The organism is Bartonella sp. AA56HLJMS (assembly GCF_042197145.1).
Lineage (GTDB): Bacteria > Pseudomonadota > Alphaproteobacteria > Rhizobiales > Rhizobiaceae > Bartonella.
On sequence record NZ_JBHIRL010000019.1, the window covers coordinates 1 to 17,861 of the forward strand.

A 17,861-nucleotide genomic window follows, 5' to 3' on the forward strand; every position below is an offset into this window, starting at 1 on the left:
ACCCTTTGAGAACCCCTTAAAAACTCTTTGAGAAAAAATAAATTGGTACAAAACCTAGTGGCAAAATATACAAAACCTGCTGGCAAGCTACACAAGCTACACAAGCTACAACAGCTGGCTGGGGAACTTGGATTCGAACCAAGATTGACGGAGTCAGAGTCCGCTGTTCTACCATTAAACTATTCCCCAATAAGCCAATTTTACCATTTCTAGCAGATTCTATAGTGTAGGCAAGTGCAAAAAATCTTTAGATTATCGATAATAAAGAGCGATAGGGATATCATTATAATCCCAGTAGTGGCGGTCTCAATATTTTAGCATATAGCAATAAGCGAATAAAAACATATAAATAGAGCACACCGCGAACGGAGGCATCACAAACTCTTGTTGAAATATTCTCTAATAGGTATATGCCTGTCAGGCAACAGCTACTAAATCATAGAGAATTAATGAGTAATATCCCTACTTATCCTGTTACCCCAAACCTACAGTTGGTATACGTCTCAAACATAGAGTATTCTACGGCTTTTTACAAATTCATCTTCAGGAAAGAACCTGTGTTTACCTCGCTACGCTATGTTGCATTTGCTTCTTCGGGGGATGCTCTCTTTGCTCTCTGGTCTGGGGGCGATACGCCTGAGGAAAATGCACCTCGTTTTTCAGAAATCGGCATTATGTTGCCTACTGGAGAGGACGTAGATAAGCTCTATGCGGAATGGAAAGAGGCAAACCACTGTTGAGATAAATGTTTTGAAGGAACCGTATACTGATGTATTTGGACGTACCTTCCTAATCAAAGATCCAGACGGACATATTATTCGTGTTTGTCCACTGGATTAAAAAGCTTGAGATCTGATCTTTAATTGTCTGAATTATAATACCTGAATTATAATAATTGTCTGTTTCCAAAACCTATAAGCTATGCAAGCTAAGAGGCTTACTTACGACGCGTGGCTTATCCGTTCGGTGCTGTTCCACTATATTCAGCCCCACAACCTGCCTGTTTCCACAGGCGGTCTAATTGGCTTGGACATCAGTCGGCGTTATTGCATGGCCAGCGATCAGTACTTGTAAAATCATAGAAGCTATCCCTCATCGCACTTATATTGAGCCTTTTATTGGAATGGGAGGAATATTCTTTACAAGGAAATTGATATCTTTATGAAGTTAAAAAGGCATTGTACATAAAAACTAATAAAATCAATATATTAAGTACAATTATTTTATATGAATCCACTTAAGAAGCCCTACTTTTATGCATGTTTGAATTGATCATTTTTTATATAAGATTGCCATGGATGTATAGACTATAAAAAGCAAATCATGATGCAAATACTATAACGCATAGGTGCATTCAAATGAAATGAAAAGCGGTTATCATTCATAACAGGTCATAAATTTTATGATACGTTTTTATTATAGCACAAATCACATTGTTTTAAATTTCAGTCGTTTGGAATTATCGATAACATAAATTGTATACGTTTAAGAATGGATGTGTTTTGCTCTTTATTTGAGTGTAACCTTAAAAGGAATAATCGTTTGAAACTATCATAAGCTTATAGATTTAGTTCATAAAGATTGCATAAAAGGATTTAAAGACAAGATCATTTTTAAAAACACTTACTAAAAAGTTAGTAAATGATAGGCAGGCATTATATAGATACTATCATCACAATATAGAATGAAAATCACAATGTTATGTCTTATGAAATTGAAAGCCTTTTAATGATATAACGCAAGCAAGTGAGAAAAAACGTTTAAAAGTTACAGTTTAAAAATATGAAACCAAATGAGTGCTCCCCAAATTTTGGAGGCACCTATTGAAAAAAATGAGGCAGCAAAATTTAAAACCATTGTAACATCTAAGGTATGGGATTTTATTCAATTTTGAGTCAAAAGCTATAATGTTTAAAGATGGCTATTCTAAAGATAACGCCTCCAAAATTGGATTGGTTAATTTTGCCAACTCAAATTTGAGCTGGTTAATTTGCAAAGAAGTTACATTTGAGTGCAAAATGAAAAGATACTTATGAAAGCCTTATTGAGAAGACATTCATTTAAGATGCATTTTCTTTTGATTGGATTGATAAAGTTACCAAGCGTTTATAGATTCTATAATGCTAATGAATGATATCAAATCATAGCTATCATTTACGTTTTTTTTGATAAGTTTTCATATTTCTAAATAGAGCACTTGCAATATGATACGTTTTGTATATATGAATTTATTACTCCATTGTGGATGATTCATTTGAATCTTATAATCAATATCTGAAAGCCGCGTCATATCATTTGGCTCGGCTTTCTTTTTTGAATTCTCTCTTTAGATAGGTTTGTAGCTATTAGATAAGGCTTTCCCGTAAACAGAGCCAGATATACGTGTATTACTATGGAAAGGATTTATTTGCGAGAGGATTACCAGACAATGTTTGTTTTGCTTGCGCAAGAGAAAAATTCTTCTCTCTCAATGATGTGTCTCAGATCTGAAAAATCTTTAGCCAATTTAAGATAAAAGAGGTTGGCACATCTTATACATGTGGTTCAAAGAATCCGCACCGGCTCAAGAGCTTATCATCTCAAATTGCAATTTTTAGAGGAAGAGAAAATATGCATTAAAGGGATTTTAAATAACCCTTGAAAGTTTTTGAAGATCCTTTGAAAAAATAAATTGATGCAAAATCTGCTTTCAAATTATACAAAACCCGATGACAAGCTACAATCATTAAATACTGGCTGGCATTAAATACTGGCTGGGGAACTTGGATTCGAACCAAGATTGACGAAGTCAAAGTCCGCTGTTCTACCATTAAACTATTCCCCAATAAGCTAATTTTACTATCCCTAGTAGATTCTATAGTGCATGCAAGCGCAAAAAATCTTTATGATTATCGATAATAAAGAGCGATAGGGATGTCATTAATTGTTTTGATTTGAATATCGACATCATAAATGTCTTTAAGAATTTCTGGTTGCATAATTTCTTTTGGAGTCCCACAATAGGCCGCTTTCCCATTTTTCAATGCAACAATCATATCTGAGTAAGATGAGGCAAAATTAATATCGTGCATAACAATAAGAATGGTTTTTTTCAATTCATCAGCTGTGCGGCGTAATTGCTTCATCATAGAAACCGCATGTTTCATATCCAGATTATTTAATGGTTCATCTAAAAGAAGATAATCAGTGTCTTGGCAGATAACCATGGCTATAAAAGCGCGTTGACGCTGACCGCCAGAAAGTTCATCTAAAAAACGGTCTTTTAAATCTTGTAAGCCGAGATAGCGTAGCGCACTGTCGATAAATTGTTTATCTTCATGTGTATACCAGCCTTTTGAATAAGGATAGCGTCCGAAACTTACTAAATCGTACACGGTTAAGCGAAAAGACAAAGGATTTTCTTGACGCAGAATTGAGAGTTTTTGAGCCAAAATATCGTGGGGCATTTTATCAATATCAAAGCCGTCGATATGAATTGTACCATTATGGTGTGGCAAAAGACGTCTTATCAGCATTAAAAGAGTTGACTTTCCCGAACCATTGGGGCCAATCAGAGAAATAATCCCCCCTTTTGGAAGATGAAGGCATAAATTATCGATAATCAATCGTGTTCCGTAAGCCTTGGAAAGATGATTGATCTCAATCATTTTAGTTTTCCCTTCATCAGTAACATTAAAAAAACAATTCCCCCACAAAACTCAATGATAAAACTTAAACGTCCTGCCATATGAAAAATTTGTTCTAAAATAAATTGTCCACCCACCAGACAAATAATAGCCAATAATATTGCAATTGGAACAACAACACTGTGTTTTGCTTGAGGAGAAAGTTCATAGGAAAGGTTGGCAACTAACAGTCCAAAAAAGGTGACGGGGCCTACCAATGCGGTGGAAATGGATACGAGAATGGAAATAAAAATAAGGACAGCTGTCGCACTTTTGTGGTAATTAACGCCAAGATTGAGGGCATTTTCACGTCCTAAAGCCAAGATATCAAGAAGATGACGGGAATGCCATCCAATCAGACTCACAATGAAGACAATGATTGTGGCAAAGCCTATTAACGGTGTATTAAATTTATTAAAATTTGCAAACATAATATCCGTTAAATTCATCATTTGGTCTGGATTTAGTTGCAATTGCATAAACATCCGTAAACTGAAAAAAAATCCGCCTAAAACAACACCGATTAAAAGCGTTAAATGAAGTCCTTTTAGGCTTCCTGAAAAGAGCCAGCGAAAAAGGCTTATTGAAAAAAGGATAAGAATGAGGGCTTCAAGAACAAGCTGTCCTTCTTCATTCAAAAAGGGCAAAGAAAGAGAGCCTACAAAATACATTAGGGCAGTCTTTATTAAAATATAAAGCTGATCAAATCCCATAATTGAAGGAGTAAGAAGACGATTATTAACGATTGTTTGAAATAAAACCGTGGAAACGCTTATTGCATAGGCAATAAGAAGCAAAGAGGAAAGTTTTGTAAGACGAAATTTCCATGTATAAACATTGATGTTCCACGTCATGTAAAGACTAATGACAGTGCATGCTATGATGATAAGTGTTGTTAGTACACATATTGTTTTTCTTCTTCTATCCAAGACGCTTTCTCCAGCGTAAAAGCAGTATCATAAAAATAAAACTACCGATTACACCCATTATGGTGCTGATGGGAATTTCAAGAGAGGGATGAATGATTCGTCCTAAAAGATCACAAATCAAGACCAATCCTGCACCGCTGATGGCCACCCAAGGAGCGGTATAGCGCATATTATCTCCCATGAAACTTGAAACAATATTTGGAATAATCAACCCAACAAAAGGAATACGGCCAATGGTACAGACAACAACAGCAGTGATTGAGGCGACAATAAAAAGACCAAAAAACATGACAACACGATAATTCAATCCAAGGTTATTGGTTAAATCTTCTCCCAAACTTGCAACCGTAAAGCGATCAGCAGTACAATAGGCCAGAATACAAAGGGGAAGGGATAGCCATAAGAGCTCATATTTTCCTTCAAGAACCATCGAAAAACTGCCAAATAAGTAAGCTTGAAGAGAAGGAAGTAACATTTCATAATCTGCAATGGCATTGGTTAAAGAGCCAATAATATAGCTTAGCATAATCCCTGTAAGGGGTACAATGAGAGCAGATTTTAGAGGAATGCGTCGCAATAAAAACATAAAAAGTAAAGTGCCTACCATGGCAAAAATTGTCGCAACGACCATTTTTCCTAAAACAGGAATATCGGGCCAAAAAATCATAATAAAAAGAATGCCAAGGGAAGCAGATTCAATGGTTCCAGTGGTTGATGGCTCGACAAAGCGATTGCGTGTTAATAGTTGCATAATCATGCCTGAAAGTGCAAGTGCTGCGCCTACTAAAAGGATTGCAATGGTACGAGGAAGACGTGTTTGCCAAAAAATAAGCCACGCATGGGGATCGGCTGCGAAAAGGTTAGAAGGTGTGACATCAGAATAACCAACAAAAATGCTGAGGATAGACAGGAAAATTAGAAGTGTTATGGTTATCCAGTAATTCTTCACGTTAAATCATTTTCTAACAAAATCTACAAAAAGCAAAGACTGCTTAATAAACAACCTCTGCTTTTAAATTTTATTTATATAGCAAGCAAGCTCTTTCGTGCGCTTATTTGCTCTTTGTAAAGGCTTCATTGATCTGCTGTGCGGTTTCAATGAGCGCCGTTAAACCACCATTTGCACGATACCAGCTCCAAGAGTCCAAATAAATAATTTGGTTTTGTTTGCTTGCTGTTGTGCGGTGAACAAGCTCATTGTTGAGCAATTGTGCTGCGGATTGTCCTTCCCGTCCAATGGCTGCATCGCGATCAATCACCAACAACCAATCAGGATTGGTTTCAAGAATAAATTCAGGAGAAATGAGTTGTCCATGTTTTTGCACGGTAAGTTTATCGGTTGCAGGGGCAATTCCAAAAGCGGAGTGAAAAATATCGAAACGTGATTTTGGTCCGAAAGCACTGATTTTTCCACCAGAGGTCATGAGTATGAGCCCGGTGCCTTTTCCTTGGGTATTTTTACGGACTTCAGCAAAAGCTTCATTGATTTTTGCAATTTCCTTTTCTGCTTCTTGTGTTTTACCAAAAATTTTTCCAAGGATAGACACATTTCGTTTTATATCTTCAAGAGAATTTTCGTTTTCTACGGTTAGATCAATTGTTGGGGCTATTTTGGATAAGTCTTTATATTTTGCTTGAGTTCTGGAGGAAATAATAATCAAATCGGGTTGAAGAGTGGCAATTTTTTCATAATCTGGCTCAAAAACGGTTCCAATTCTTTCATATTTTGCATCGTCAAATTGTTGCAGATAGGAAGGTTTTTTTCCTTCAGGAAGGCCGATAACTGCTTGGATACCAAGGCGATTCATATTATCTAGCGAGGCAAGATCAAACACAACAACCTTTTGCGGAGAAGTGGGAACAGAAGTCGTTCCTGAAACATGATCAATCGTTACATTTGTCTGGGTACTGGTATTTGCAATACTCGTATGAGTCCACAAAATCGTTGCAAAACTAATTGCAACCAGTAAAACAGAAGTCATCCATTTCATATATTTTATCATCGTGATTTTATCCTTTTATCTAATATTACAAAGGTTTGCGCACTTAAAAACTTAACTTTGGTATTTTTATGCACAAAATGAAGCGTAAATAAATAACACTATGTTGTAAAGTTGACTGACATATGTTACAAATCGTTCACTTACCTCATTTTCACTTAATTCTAGTGTTTTTGCAACATTATTTAGAAAGTTTGACATATGATCAATGTATTTAAAAAGCGTACACGTTTGTACGCACTGACAACAAGTGCTTTCTTCTTTTTACAAGGTGTAGATGTTTCTATGGGGAATGGTTGGTTCTCATCATTCCTTCCTTCATTATCATCATTTACCTCTTTCATTGGAGGGTCGAGCACAGGGGCTATAACACCACCCGGAGGAGTGGAGGTTTCTGGAAGAGCAGAACCTAGAGTCGGTAATCCTGTTGGTAGTGGTTCTGCTCAGCCTCAGCCTCAGCCTCAGCCTCAGGCTCAGCCTCAGGCTCAGGCTCAGGCTCAGGCTCAGATTGTGCCTGTTTTAAATCATATTCGACCTATTAGTGCTTGTCATTCTAGAAAGAATAATATTTTTGTTCCTGGCATGATACGGAATGTTGCAGATAGTAGTGTTCGTGTTGCGAGTGGTGCAGGTGCAGTACCTGGTGTTGCGAGTGGTGCAGGTGCAGTACCTGGTGTTGCGAGTGGTGCAGGTGCAGTACCTGGTGTTGCGAGTGGTACAGGTGCTGTGCCAGGGGTCCCAGGTTCAGGTGTCCTATCTACTCCTAGTTCAGGCGTCTTATCTACTAGGATGGAAACAGTAGTAAATGTGCCGCAAGCAGGTGTACCAGCTGGCTTTGATGGCTCATTAGCTCTTGTACAAGATACTTTATTATCAGGTAATATAGCAGGAGGAGGATTAAACACTGTAAGTCAACAAAGACCAAAGGCTATATCAGGTGTTGCGAGTGGGGCAGATACAACGAATCTGCCTGCTATTCCAGGTGTTGGTCCAGGTACTATATCAAATGGTGCTTTGAATAGTATGCCAGGTGTTCCAGGTACAGGCGGTGTATCCACTAGGAAGGCAAGAGCAACAAGAGCAGAAAATGTGGAGGCAAAAGAAGCAAAAACAGCAATAGCAAGTGGGAAGAGAGCACGTGAGGGGCATGCAGGTGTGCCAAGTGGAGTAGGTGGAGAGTTAGTTAGATTACTAGATGTTCCAAGAAATGTAGATGTTTGGACATTATTTAATATTCCGAAAAAAGATAGTTTAGCTGAAACATATTTTCCAGTGGGGGAAGAGGCGCTAAGAGTACAAAAAGCGAGTGCAGATGGTCTTATTGGTATGCCAGGTATATCAAGTTTTGTATTGGATTCTTTAACACCTGATAGAGCAGGTCTTTTTGTGCCTGGTGTGAGTGTATCTACACCGGTTGGTGATGGTGTTGGGGCTCTAGAATTTATAGATTCTGTGGAGGCAGGTAAAGGATTGGCTGATTTACTCAATGGTGATCAGCGAATATATGGATCTATTTCCTGTGATCAGTCGGGAGTATATGCTCTAATAGGGGGGACTATTATAGCGGATCAAGGTGAGAGCGCTGTAAATGTGGAATCTCCCCTTGATGATGGGAAAGTAGTTGTTAATTTGGACGAAGTATCCATTGAAAGTATGAATATTGGGAAAGAACTTTCTGAAAGTTTATCTGCAGTAGGTATACAGGATTATAAAGTAGGTATAGAGAACATAGGTAGTTTATATATTCATGATCCGCTTTATGTTGGTGTATATGTCGGAGATTCTGCTTCAAATATGGGTGCGGAGGTTAAATTGAAAAACTCAAATATTCAGGGTTTTTTTATTGGGCTTCGGGCTGAAGAGACTGGAAAGATCACAATGGTGGGGGGAGGAATCAGAGATGCGTATATAGGTGCTCTTGCTAGTGATAATGGGTGGATTGTTTTAGAGAATGTAGATATTAATGTTAAAAGAATCGGTTTAGTTAGTTTGGGTCCATCCGTTATCGAGATGAGGTCTGGAGCAATTACCGTGAAAGAGGGTGGAATAGGAGTTATCTCTACAAAAGAGGGGACTGTTCTACTAGACGGGACGGTTATCAATGTTGCTGAGGAACCAAAAACTACAGAAGTTGGTACTTCGGAGACGAATATAGGTTTATTGTCACTTGGAGGTACTATTTCCTTTAAAAATGGAAAACTTAGAGCTCCTAATACTATTGCATTTTTGGTAAGTGATAGCTTTAAGAATAATATCTCTGGAGCTTCTAATAGAGTAGAAGCGGAGAGTGAGGATGGCAATGATGCGCAACAGGATTCTGACGCTAATAGTGATTCTTTCGTTGGTGAGGTCATCTCTATTGAATCTAGAGATGGCGCTGTCCTTAATAATATTGGTTCCGCGTATTTTGAGGCTTTATTCCCTATAGAGAATTTTTTAGGAAGCGGTGCAGATTCTGGAAGTACTAGTGCACCATCTGGAGCTGGCGCTGGAGATTCTGCAGTGGTGGCGTCTGAGCCAGATGCAAACTCTAGAGTTGTCAACTTAATAGTTTCTGATATTCAAAATTCAACCGTTAAAGTTGAAGGTAAGTCTTATGGTGTATTTTTTGGTGATATACCTTCGAATGTGAGGAGAAAAAATGATCAAACGAGTGTGAGACAAGAAAGTGGTCAAAATGTAGGTCAAAATCTGAGAGAGGGTGGAATAAAAGATGATGGAGATAGTTTGCATGCAGTTCTTTTGAAAAATACGGTTTTCAGAGTTCCTAATGGTGTGGTCATTTATGGTAACAGTTTGGATGGGTACGTCGTTGTAAAAGATGACTCAACTCTTTCGGGTGATTTAGTGTTGAAAGCTGAAGAGGGGTCGCATTTGTCGGTTTTTGTTGAAGACTCTATCGTCATGGGGGGAGCTCACGTTGATAAAAAATCTCAAGCTAGGCTTTTTCTATCTGGGGGATCAGAGTGGTATTTAACAAAGAATCTGCATAGTAGTTTGGAAAATTCAAATACGGGTTGTGTAGATTCATGTCTTTCGTCTATGAATCTTGTAGATAGTAATGTTAGATTTTTTACTTCTTTGAAAAATGAAAATACATCTAATAAAGATATTGAGTATCGAACCCTTCGCATAGGAGATGGGGATGGAACAGTTTATAGTGCTGCTTCTGCCGCTACAATTTACTTCAATGCAAATTTGATGCCTAGCAATACAGAAAATTCTCAAATATCTGACAGATTGTTGATTCATGGTGATGTTTCTGGAAAAACAATGGTAGTTGTGAATGATACTTCTGATGGTATATCACAAAGTCAGGATACACCTCATAGCATTTCAATTATTCAGGTTTTTGGAAATGCAGAGAGGGATTCTTTTAAGCTGAAAGGTGATTATATTACACGAGAAGGGTTACCTTATAAGTATGTTCTTCGTGCTTATGGTCCAACTACTCCTCCGAAAATGCAGTATTTTGATAAGACATTACTTAAAAATAGTAGAAGTGTTTGGGATTTTCGTTTAGAAAATGAATATTTTATACCTCTCGTTTCTGCTTATACTGCTACTGCTAATTTTCAACTTATTTTTAAGGCTAAGCCACTTGTTGCAGTTGATTCTACTGATGCTTCTACTGAAACTGCAATAAATACTAATGCTGATACTGGTGCTGGTGAAGTAAATAGTGAATCCATAACTCCTCCTGTATCTGGGGAATCTGCATCTGTAGTCTCTGTTCAAGGCAATTCACTTTTGAGATCTGAAACATCTGACGAATTTTATGAAGATGATGATGACGAAGATTTTACGGAATCTGAAACATCTGAGGTTGTAGTGCATACCTTTTTACCTGTTACTCCATCTCCATCATCTGTTACTCCTTCTTTATCCAGAAATTTGGCACCTTTAGTACCTCCAAGAGTTAATTTAAGTGGGAGATCTGATACAGGTAGAGGACCTGTAATATCTGCCGATGAAATTTTTGTAACACCTGGGGATCATATTGTATCTAAGAGGCCATCACCTATAAAATCAGCTGCTGCTATGAAGGCTGCTATGAATGCTTCTGTTCCTGTTGTTTCTGAGGTAGCTGTTATATCTTCTAATGGAGTTTCTGCTATGAAGCCTTCTACTTCTGAGATATCTGCTATATCTAATGGAGCTTCTGCTGTGCAGTCTTCTACTTCTGAGATATCTGCTATATCTTCTAATGGAGTTTCTGCTATGAAGCCTTCTGCTCCTGAGATACCTGCTATATCTAATGGAGCTTCTGCTATGCAGCCTTCTACTTCTGTGGTTTCTGAGATAGCTGTTATATCTTCTAATGGGGCTTCTGCGAATGCTTCTTCTCCTGTGGTTTCTGAGACATCTGCTGTATCTTCTAGAGCTGTTGGGCGTGTTCTTATGCTTAGTCGTACTGGTAATGGAGATGTTTCTCCTAAGGAAACGGTTTCTTCTACATGTGATGATATGAATAATGGTGAGAAGGGATCACAGACTACTTATTTGTGTAGAGATGGTAAATCGCGGACAATAACAGGGAAGACACTGAAGGTAAGTGATAAAACTCAGCATCCTATGCATGCAAAAAATCAGGATACGGTTATTAAGTTAGAGGGAGCCACAATTAGTGGTGCGGATTTTTCTGATAGCAAAAATAATGTTGATTTTAATGAAATATATGCCGTGAGTGCTGTGCTTGCAGAAGAGGGGGCAGAAGTTGTTTTGGATAATAAATCAACAATTACCTCTTCTGTGATTGGGCTTGAAGCGCAAAGTGGCGGGAAGGTTACAATGCATGCTGGAACAGTCAATGCGCGTTATGTAGGCGCTTTGGCGGGTTCTGGATCATCTGTTAATTTAAAGGATACGAAAATTAACGTAACGGGGGATTTAGCTGTGGCTGGTTTGGCGAGTCAGGCTGGTGAGGTAACTATGGACTCTGGAACGGTTATGCTGACAAATGGAGTGGCTGTGAGATCAGAAGCTGGGGGACGTGTAAGATTAAACAAAGTTAATATTACTGCGAAAAAGGAAGCAGGAAAGTCGAATTCTACAGAGAAATTTGGACGTGCAGCTTTTTTGGTGAGTGATAATGCTTCTGTTGATTTTAAGAATGGAAATGTTGTTACTGATGCTCATGGTTTGTGGATTATAAAGTCTGATGATAATGTGGTTGAGACCGGCTCTTCCAGGAGAAGGAGATCTTCTGACGTTCGTCCTACTATGAATCACGTAAATATCGAGTCTTCTACTGTTAAAGTGGAAGGTGACGGAGTCTACGGCATATATTTTGATGGGGGAACACAGAAGGAAGCGAGTCAACAAAATCGAAGTCAGGATTTAACAACTGAGAAAACAAATGTTGTTAAGCGGAGTACTGTGTCCAAACAGGAAAAAACGCCTATAGGCATAACAGGGACAGTTTCGTTGAAAAAAACTGATTTTGAAGTTGCAAATGGTATAGCTATCTATGGTAATAATTCTGGTGGTCGTGTTTCATTAGAAAATAAAACAACTCTTGCTGGTGACTTGTTATTAAAAGCTGAGAATGATTCGAACATATTGGTTTCAGTTGATAATTCTATTGTTACAGGCGGTGTTCGCGTTGATAAAAATTCTTATGCAAAATTAGACTTGGCTAATAATTCACAGTGGATTCTAAAAAGAAGTGCACAGAGGAATTTGGGGGCTCTAGATTCAGGATGTGTGGATTCATGCATTTCTTCTGTAAGTCTTGTAAATAGTGCTATTGATTTTGCACCTTCGGAATCTGAAGGAAAATATCAGACTCTCCATATTGGAAATGGGAAAGGAACTGTTTATGCGGCACAGGGTAATGCTGTAATTCATCTCAATGCACGTTTAAATCCTCGTGATCGGAGTGATCAGCAAGTCACTGATCGGCTTGTCATTCATGGTGATGTTTCTGGAAAAACAAAAATACATGTACGAGGTGATGCGGGCAATGTAGGAGATGGTAAAGCGAATGCCAAGATTGCTCATAGTGTTTCAATTATTCAGGTTTATGGTCAAGCGAAGAAAGACTCTTTCCAACTCGATGGCAATTATGTTGCACTGAGAAACTCACCTTACAAATACACCCTTCATGCTTATGCTCCAGAAGCGACTTCGAAACAGGAGCATGTTCAGCAGAAATTTGTTAAGGATGGTGGAGAATTTTGGAATTTCCGTTTAGAAAATCAGTATGTTAAGTCTGTTGGATCTGCTGCCCTTCCTGAACAATTTGTAAGGTCTGTTGTTCCACAGGTTCCAACTTATCTCAGCTTGCCTAATAGTGTATTCCACGCTGGTTTAATGGATATTAGCAATCAAAATAAGCAATTGGAGACGTTGCGGATGACTTCTACAGGAATGGTAGAGGTTCGTGAAAATCCCGCTTTATACTTGCGCGGCTATGGTGGAAGTTACCGTTATGCTTCAGATCTGTCCGCACTTGAATATGGTTACGGAGGTGATCTTAGTTATAATGGTGTAGAGGCAGGTGTTTTGCTGCAAACTATTGAAAATGCTGATAGTGCTATATCCTTTGGCGTTATGGGAACTTATGGAAAACTTTCTCTGCAGCCTGTGAATGTTGAGCAAAGCCAGAAGAGTGCATTTGATAAATGGACTGTTACGGTATATGGTAGCATGCAGCATAATGTTGGCTTCTATGTCGACGGTCTTTTATCCTATGGTCTGTTCAAAGGTGATGTTCTCACCCTTGCACGGGGTAAAACAGCAACATTAAAAGGTAATCCTTTGAGTGTTTCTTTAGCTGGTGGTCAGACAATTATGACAGGATATAAGGGCTTTGTCTTTGATCCGCAGGTTCAGGTTGTGTATCAACATCTCCAGTTTAATAAGGCCCGTGATATCGACAATTTTAATATTGAAATGGGTAACCTTAATCAGTGGGTAGCACGTGTTGGTGGACGCTTAACCAAGATTCCTACAGGTTCTGAAGGCGTGAATGCTATTGCTTTCTATGGTAAGCTTTATCTTGCTCATGGTTTTGAAGGAAAACAGTCTGTGCATTTCAATGATGCTTTCAAGTTAGGAGCTTTTGGTTCTTCTCTAGAGGCTGGATTAGGTTTTAATGCCAAATTGTTGCCACAGTTCTCTCTGCATGCTGATATTCTCTATCAACATAAGCTTAATAAGGCTGGTTTTTCGGGAACAAGTTTTTCCGGAGGAATACGTTACCAGTTTTAATATAAGGTACACTATGTACCTTTTTAGAAAAGGCAGCACATTGTGCTGCCTTTTTTCTTTGTAACAACTTGTGTTGTCTTTAAAAGATTTTCGTCTTCTTGATTGAGCAAAAAAAAACATAGTTTTTTTGTGTATGAGAGCACTTTTCTCCGCTAAAGCGAATTTTCTTAAAATTTATGCTGCTACTGATGCGATAGAGTGCTTCGCTTTTATCGGCTTTTTAAGCGTTCAGCAGACCGGTATGCGTTACGTGATCCTTTTTGATACTGTATTGATATTATCTAATATAATATTTGATGTTTTCTAAAGCTCGTTTTTGAGAGTTTGTTTTTTACGGATTTAAATCATTGTTTCATTCATCTCTTTGTGGATTAATTTTTAAAGTTCACAAGGCTAGATTGTGTTTTTAATTAATTGCACGTACTGGTTTCATTTTTTCTTTACACGAAATACAGAATGCATTATACACTTATAAATTGTGTTTTGTTGTTATTCTCTTATAGATGGTTTTTAGCGTAGAGCTTTTGCCAAATTTATTGGGATAATTCATTGCACAGTTCAAATAAGCATGAGGCATGTTCTTTTGTTACACTTTTCGTATTTTTGAGGTGTGCAAGGGGGTGTTTTGTAAGTGCTTTTGTTTTTAATGAGAGGGGAAGGAAAGTTTCGAGGGAACTATGATTAAAGTTTTTAGAAATCATGTATGTTTATGTGCTTGTACAACAGCTATCCTCTCTTTGCTTCAAAATGGAAGAGAAGTGTATGCGGCTGCAGAGGGGAAGGATAGTAAACCTTATGTTATAAAGGTTATCCCAGTTGTCTCTACTAATTCTTCTCCTTATCTTAGCGGGAATAATAAGCATAAGCTTCCTCTTAGTGGAGAGAGTGGGGATAATTATTACCCTTCTAATATGATTAATGTTGGCAATAACGATGAGGGTATTCGTGGGGGGAGTGACTATCGTAAGCTGAGTGGAGTGGATGGATGGAATGGACATAAGGATAATGTAGATAACTCTGTTAAAGATGCAGACTCTGATGGAAGAGGAGTAAATCCTGGGTTTTATTACTATAGTGGATTATATTATATATGCGATAATTGCGGGGAATCTAAAATTGATAATAAATCTTATACAATTACGAACGAAAATGTTTCCAACTATCCTGATGATCCTACTGCTATAACGGTGAAGCGGATAGGGTCCAGAGTTGATGGAGAAAATGTAACTGTTAGCAGTGAAATTTCTGATAAATCTTTTTTGCGTGGTGTGGCTGTATCCGATGATGGAAAGATTGTTTTGAAAAAAACGACGCTTAAAAATACAAAGTTAGCTCTTTTTGCTCATAATGGAATCATTGAGGTAAAGCAGGGGATTATAGAGGACAGTGATAGGGCTGTTGAAGCTGTGGGGAATTCATTGGTTATTTTAGAGGGTGCAAAAGTTAATACGCGTGATGGGAAGGCAAGTCTTTCCAGTTATAGCGGGGCAGATATTTGGGTGGAAGGTGGGGAGGTTAACTTTACCAACAGTCATGGGATTTCTGCGATGTTGGGAGGGACGGTGATTCTCGATGGTGTCACTCTTACTGGAAAGGGCCACAAAGACAAAAATGATGCAGCTTTTTTAATGGATGAAGGGGGGCGTGTTGAGTTTACAGGGGGGACTATTAAGGTTGAGGGTGCACATGGTATATTATTAGAAAATCCCGTCAAGCCTTTTAGTGTTGTACCAGAACGCTCTGACTCAAAAGATGAAACTGAAGATTTATCGAATAACTTTTATGTGACCGAGGCTAACTTTAAGTCTTCTTCTATTACAGTAAAGGGTGAGGGATCTTATGGTATCTATTTTCAGGGAGAGAAGCCATGGAGCGAAGGTGGAGGTAAAAAAGAAGAGATTTCATTAGAGGAAGAAAAAGCTCCACCACGATTGGAAGTTGTTAATTTGGATACAACAGAGTTTTCTGTTGAAGACGATACCGCTCTTTATGGCAGCAATGTTATTTCTGGTGCGGTGAGTTTGATGAAAAGCACTCTTCGTTCAGGGAATTTTTTATTAAAAGCTGAGAAAGGGGCATCTGTGATCGTTTTGGCTGATGCTTCTACGCTTGAAGGTCGCACACACGTTGATAAAGACTCTAATGCCGAACTTTATTTAGGAGGTCGTTCTACATGGATTTTACAACAACCGCTGCAAAAAGATCAACATGGGGCTGCACATGATTCTTCTATTTCACTCGTTAGTCTTATGGGTGATAGCTCTATTAATTTTAAAAGACATGAATCTTCTTCTGTTGATAATTATCAAACTCTTCGTATTGGAAAGGGAAAGGGTGAGGTTTATAGAGCACGGGAAGGTGCCTCTATTTCCCTTAATACATATCTGAATAGTGGTGGTGCTCTTAATCATCAAAAGACTGATCGTGTTTTAATTCATGGTGATGTTTCGGGAAAAACAAAGCTCCAAGTGCATGGAGTTGCAGGAAGTCCAGGAGGATATACGGGAAAGGGGGGGAATGCTGAAGGTATTTCAATCATTCAGGTTTCTGGAGAAGCAAAGCAAGATTCTTTTCAGTTGGAAGGTGGTTATGTAGCCTTAAATGAATTACCTTATCAGTATAAGCTTTATAGTTATGGTCCAGAATCTGAGTTTGGAAAAGCAAGTATGGATCAGAGATTAGTTGAAGGTAACGGGGAATTTTGGGATTTTCGCCTTGAAAGTAGGTCTATAGATTCTGATGTTCAACCTAAACCAGATCCTGCTCCTAAGCCAATTCCGGGACCAGAACCTTCTCCAGAACCAGCTCCGGAGCCTCATCCTCGTCCTAAGCCGGGCGTTAAGGCTGTTGTTCCGCAGGTTCCGACTTATCTCCTTTTGCCTAATGCCTTACGTCATATTGGTTTGATGAATGTTAACAATCAAAATAAGCGGTTAGAAGCTTTGCGAATTACTTCTGGGGGCTTATTAGAAAGTCGTGAAAATCCTCTCTTTTTTGTGAGCGGTTATGGCGGCAATCACCGTTATACTTCAAATCTTTCCACGCTTGAATATGGTTATGGCGGCGAGTTTGATTATAATGCACTAGAGGCAGGTGTTTTGCTGAAAGCAATCGAAAATATGTATGGTTCCACTTCTTTTGGAATTATCGGGGCTTACGAGAGATTTTCTTTGCAACCTTTGAATGTTGAGCAGAGTCAAAAAAGTACATTTGATAAATGGTCAGTTACGGCATATGGTGGTATGCAGCATGATGCAGGTTTTTACGTTGATGGTCTTGTGTCTTACGGCTTGTTTAAAGGTGATGTTCTAACAACTGCACGTGGCAAGACGGCAACATTAAAGGGTTTCCCTTTAAGTGCTTCATTGACTGCTGGTAAAACGTTTATGGTGGGGGAAGACGGTTTTGTTTTTGATCCGCAAGTTCAGGTTGTTTATCAATATCTTCAATTTAATAAGGTGCGTGATGTGGATGGCTTTGATATTGATTTAGGAAAGCTTCATCAGTGGGTAGGGCGTGTTGGAGGGCGTTTAACAAAGAGGCTGGTCGTTACTGATGAGGCTCAGGTTGTTTCTTTCTATGGCAAGCTTCATCTTGCTCATGGTTTTGAAGGAAAACAATTTGTGCATTTTAAAGATGCTTTCCAGCTAGGTGCTTTTGGTTCTTCATTAGAAACAGGATTAGGTTTTAATGCCCAATTGTCTCAAAAATTTGCGCTTTACGGCGATTTGGTTTATCAGCACAAACTAACGAAAGCTGGTTTTTCTGGAACGAGTTTTTCAGGTGGATTGCGTTATCATTTCTAGTGTTGTTCCTGTTTTTGATTAATCTTTCAAAAAGCTACAAGTTGTACTTGTGGCTTTTCTCATTATCTATTCATCTTGTGTTATAGCATTTTTACGAGAGTATGACTTTGCATATCTTTAATATGCTTTTAGGTTGGACTTCTTTCATTTTTTTGAAAAGTCTGAAGAGTTTGTACGTTATTGTTTCAAAATGCGTATTTCAGAGTGATTATTGTACTATTTATAATATTTTGATTTATAAAGATA

At 38.3% G+C, this 17,861-nt stretch carries 7 protein-coding genes, 2 tRNA genes and 1 pseudogene; 4 read left to right on the plus strand and 6 right to left on the minus strand.

Features of this window, described 5'->3' with window-relative positions:
* Nucleotides 1-115: 115 nt before the first annotated feature.
* Nucleotides 116-189: transfer RNA gene (locus ACFINI_RS08220), tRNA-Gln, on the minus strand.
* A 368-nt stretch (nucleotides 190-557) separates the two neighbouring features.
* Between ACFINI_RS08220 and ACFINI_RS08225 the strand changes: the two genes are divergently transcribed.
* The gene (locus tag ACFINI_RS08225; protein ID WP_375647596.1) at nucleotides 558-740 is read left to right on the plus strand and encodes a hypothetical protein; all 183 of its coding nucleotides are present in this window, start codon (nucleotides 558-560) and stop codon (nucleotides 738-740) included.
* Nucleotides 741-1,072: 332 nt separating this feature from the next.
* Nucleotides 1,073-1,162 (plus strand): annotated as a pseudogene (locus ACFINI_RS08230) (DNA adenine methylase); the annotation flags it as partial.
* 1,588 nt (nucleotides 1,163-2,750) lie between these two features.
* Here ACFINI_RS08230 and ACFINI_RS08235 read toward each other — a convergent pair.
* The 5 genes from ACFINI_RS08235 to ACFINI_RS08255 form a co-directional block, all read right to left on the minus strand.
* Nucleotides 2,751-2,824 (minus strand) — tRNA-Gln (locus ACFINI_RS08235).
* Nucleotides 2,825-2,888: 64 nt separating this feature from the next.
* Nucleotides 2,889-3,647: an ABC transporter ATP-binding protein gene (locus ACFINI_RS08240; RefSeq protein ID WP_375647600.1), complete on the minus strand. Its 759-nt coding sequence runs from the start codon at nucleotides 3,645-3,647 to the stop codon at nucleotides 2,889-2,891.
* Complete coding sequence (locus ACFINI_RS08245; RefSeq protein ID WP_375638712.1) at nucleotides 3,644-4,519, minus strand: iron chelate uptake ABC transporter family permease subunit; 876 nt, start codon at nucleotides 4,517-4,519, stop codon at nucleotides 3,644-3,646. Before ACFINI_RS08245 ends, ACFINI_RS08240 begins: the two co-directional genes overlap by 4 nt.
* A gap of 67 nt (nucleotides 4,520-4,586) precedes the next feature.
* On the minus strand, nucleotides 4,587-5,543 hold the full coding sequence (locus ACFINI_RS08250; protein WP_375613670.1) for an ABC transporter permease: 957 nt from the start codon (nucleotides 5,541-5,543) through the stop codon (nucleotides 4,587-4,589).
* A gap of 103 nt (nucleotides 5,544-5,646) precedes the next feature.
* Complete coding sequence (locus tag ACFINI_RS08255) at nucleotides 5,647-6,597, minus strand: siderophore ABC transporter substrate-binding protein (protein ID WP_375613669.1); 951 nt, start codon at nucleotides 6,595-6,597, stop codon at nucleotides 5,647-5,649.
* Between the two features lie 198 nt (nucleotides 6,598-6,795).
* Here ACFINI_RS08255 and ACFINI_RS08260 point away from each other — a divergent pair, with 198 nt between their 5' ends.
* Together ACFINI_RS08260 and ACFINI_RS08265 are read left to right on the plus strand one after the other, a co-directional pair.
* Nucleotides 6,796-13,809 carry an autotransporter outer membrane beta-barrel domain-containing protein gene (locus ACFINI_RS08260; RefSeq protein WP_375647605.1) on the plus strand — a complete coding sequence of 2,338 codons (7,014 nt, stop codon included), beginning with the start codon at nucleotides 6,796-6,798 and terminating at the stop codon, nucleotides 13,807-13,809.
* A 677-nt stretch (nucleotides 13,810-14,486) separates the two neighbouring features.
* Nucleotides 14,487-17,615, plus strand: coding sequence for an autotransporter outer membrane beta-barrel domain-containing protein (locus tag ACFINI_RS08265; RefSeq protein WP_375647609.1), 3,129 nt, complete (start codon nucleotides 14,487-14,489; stop codon nucleotides 17,613-17,615).
* Nucleotides 17,616-17,861 lie beyond the last annotated feature (246 nt).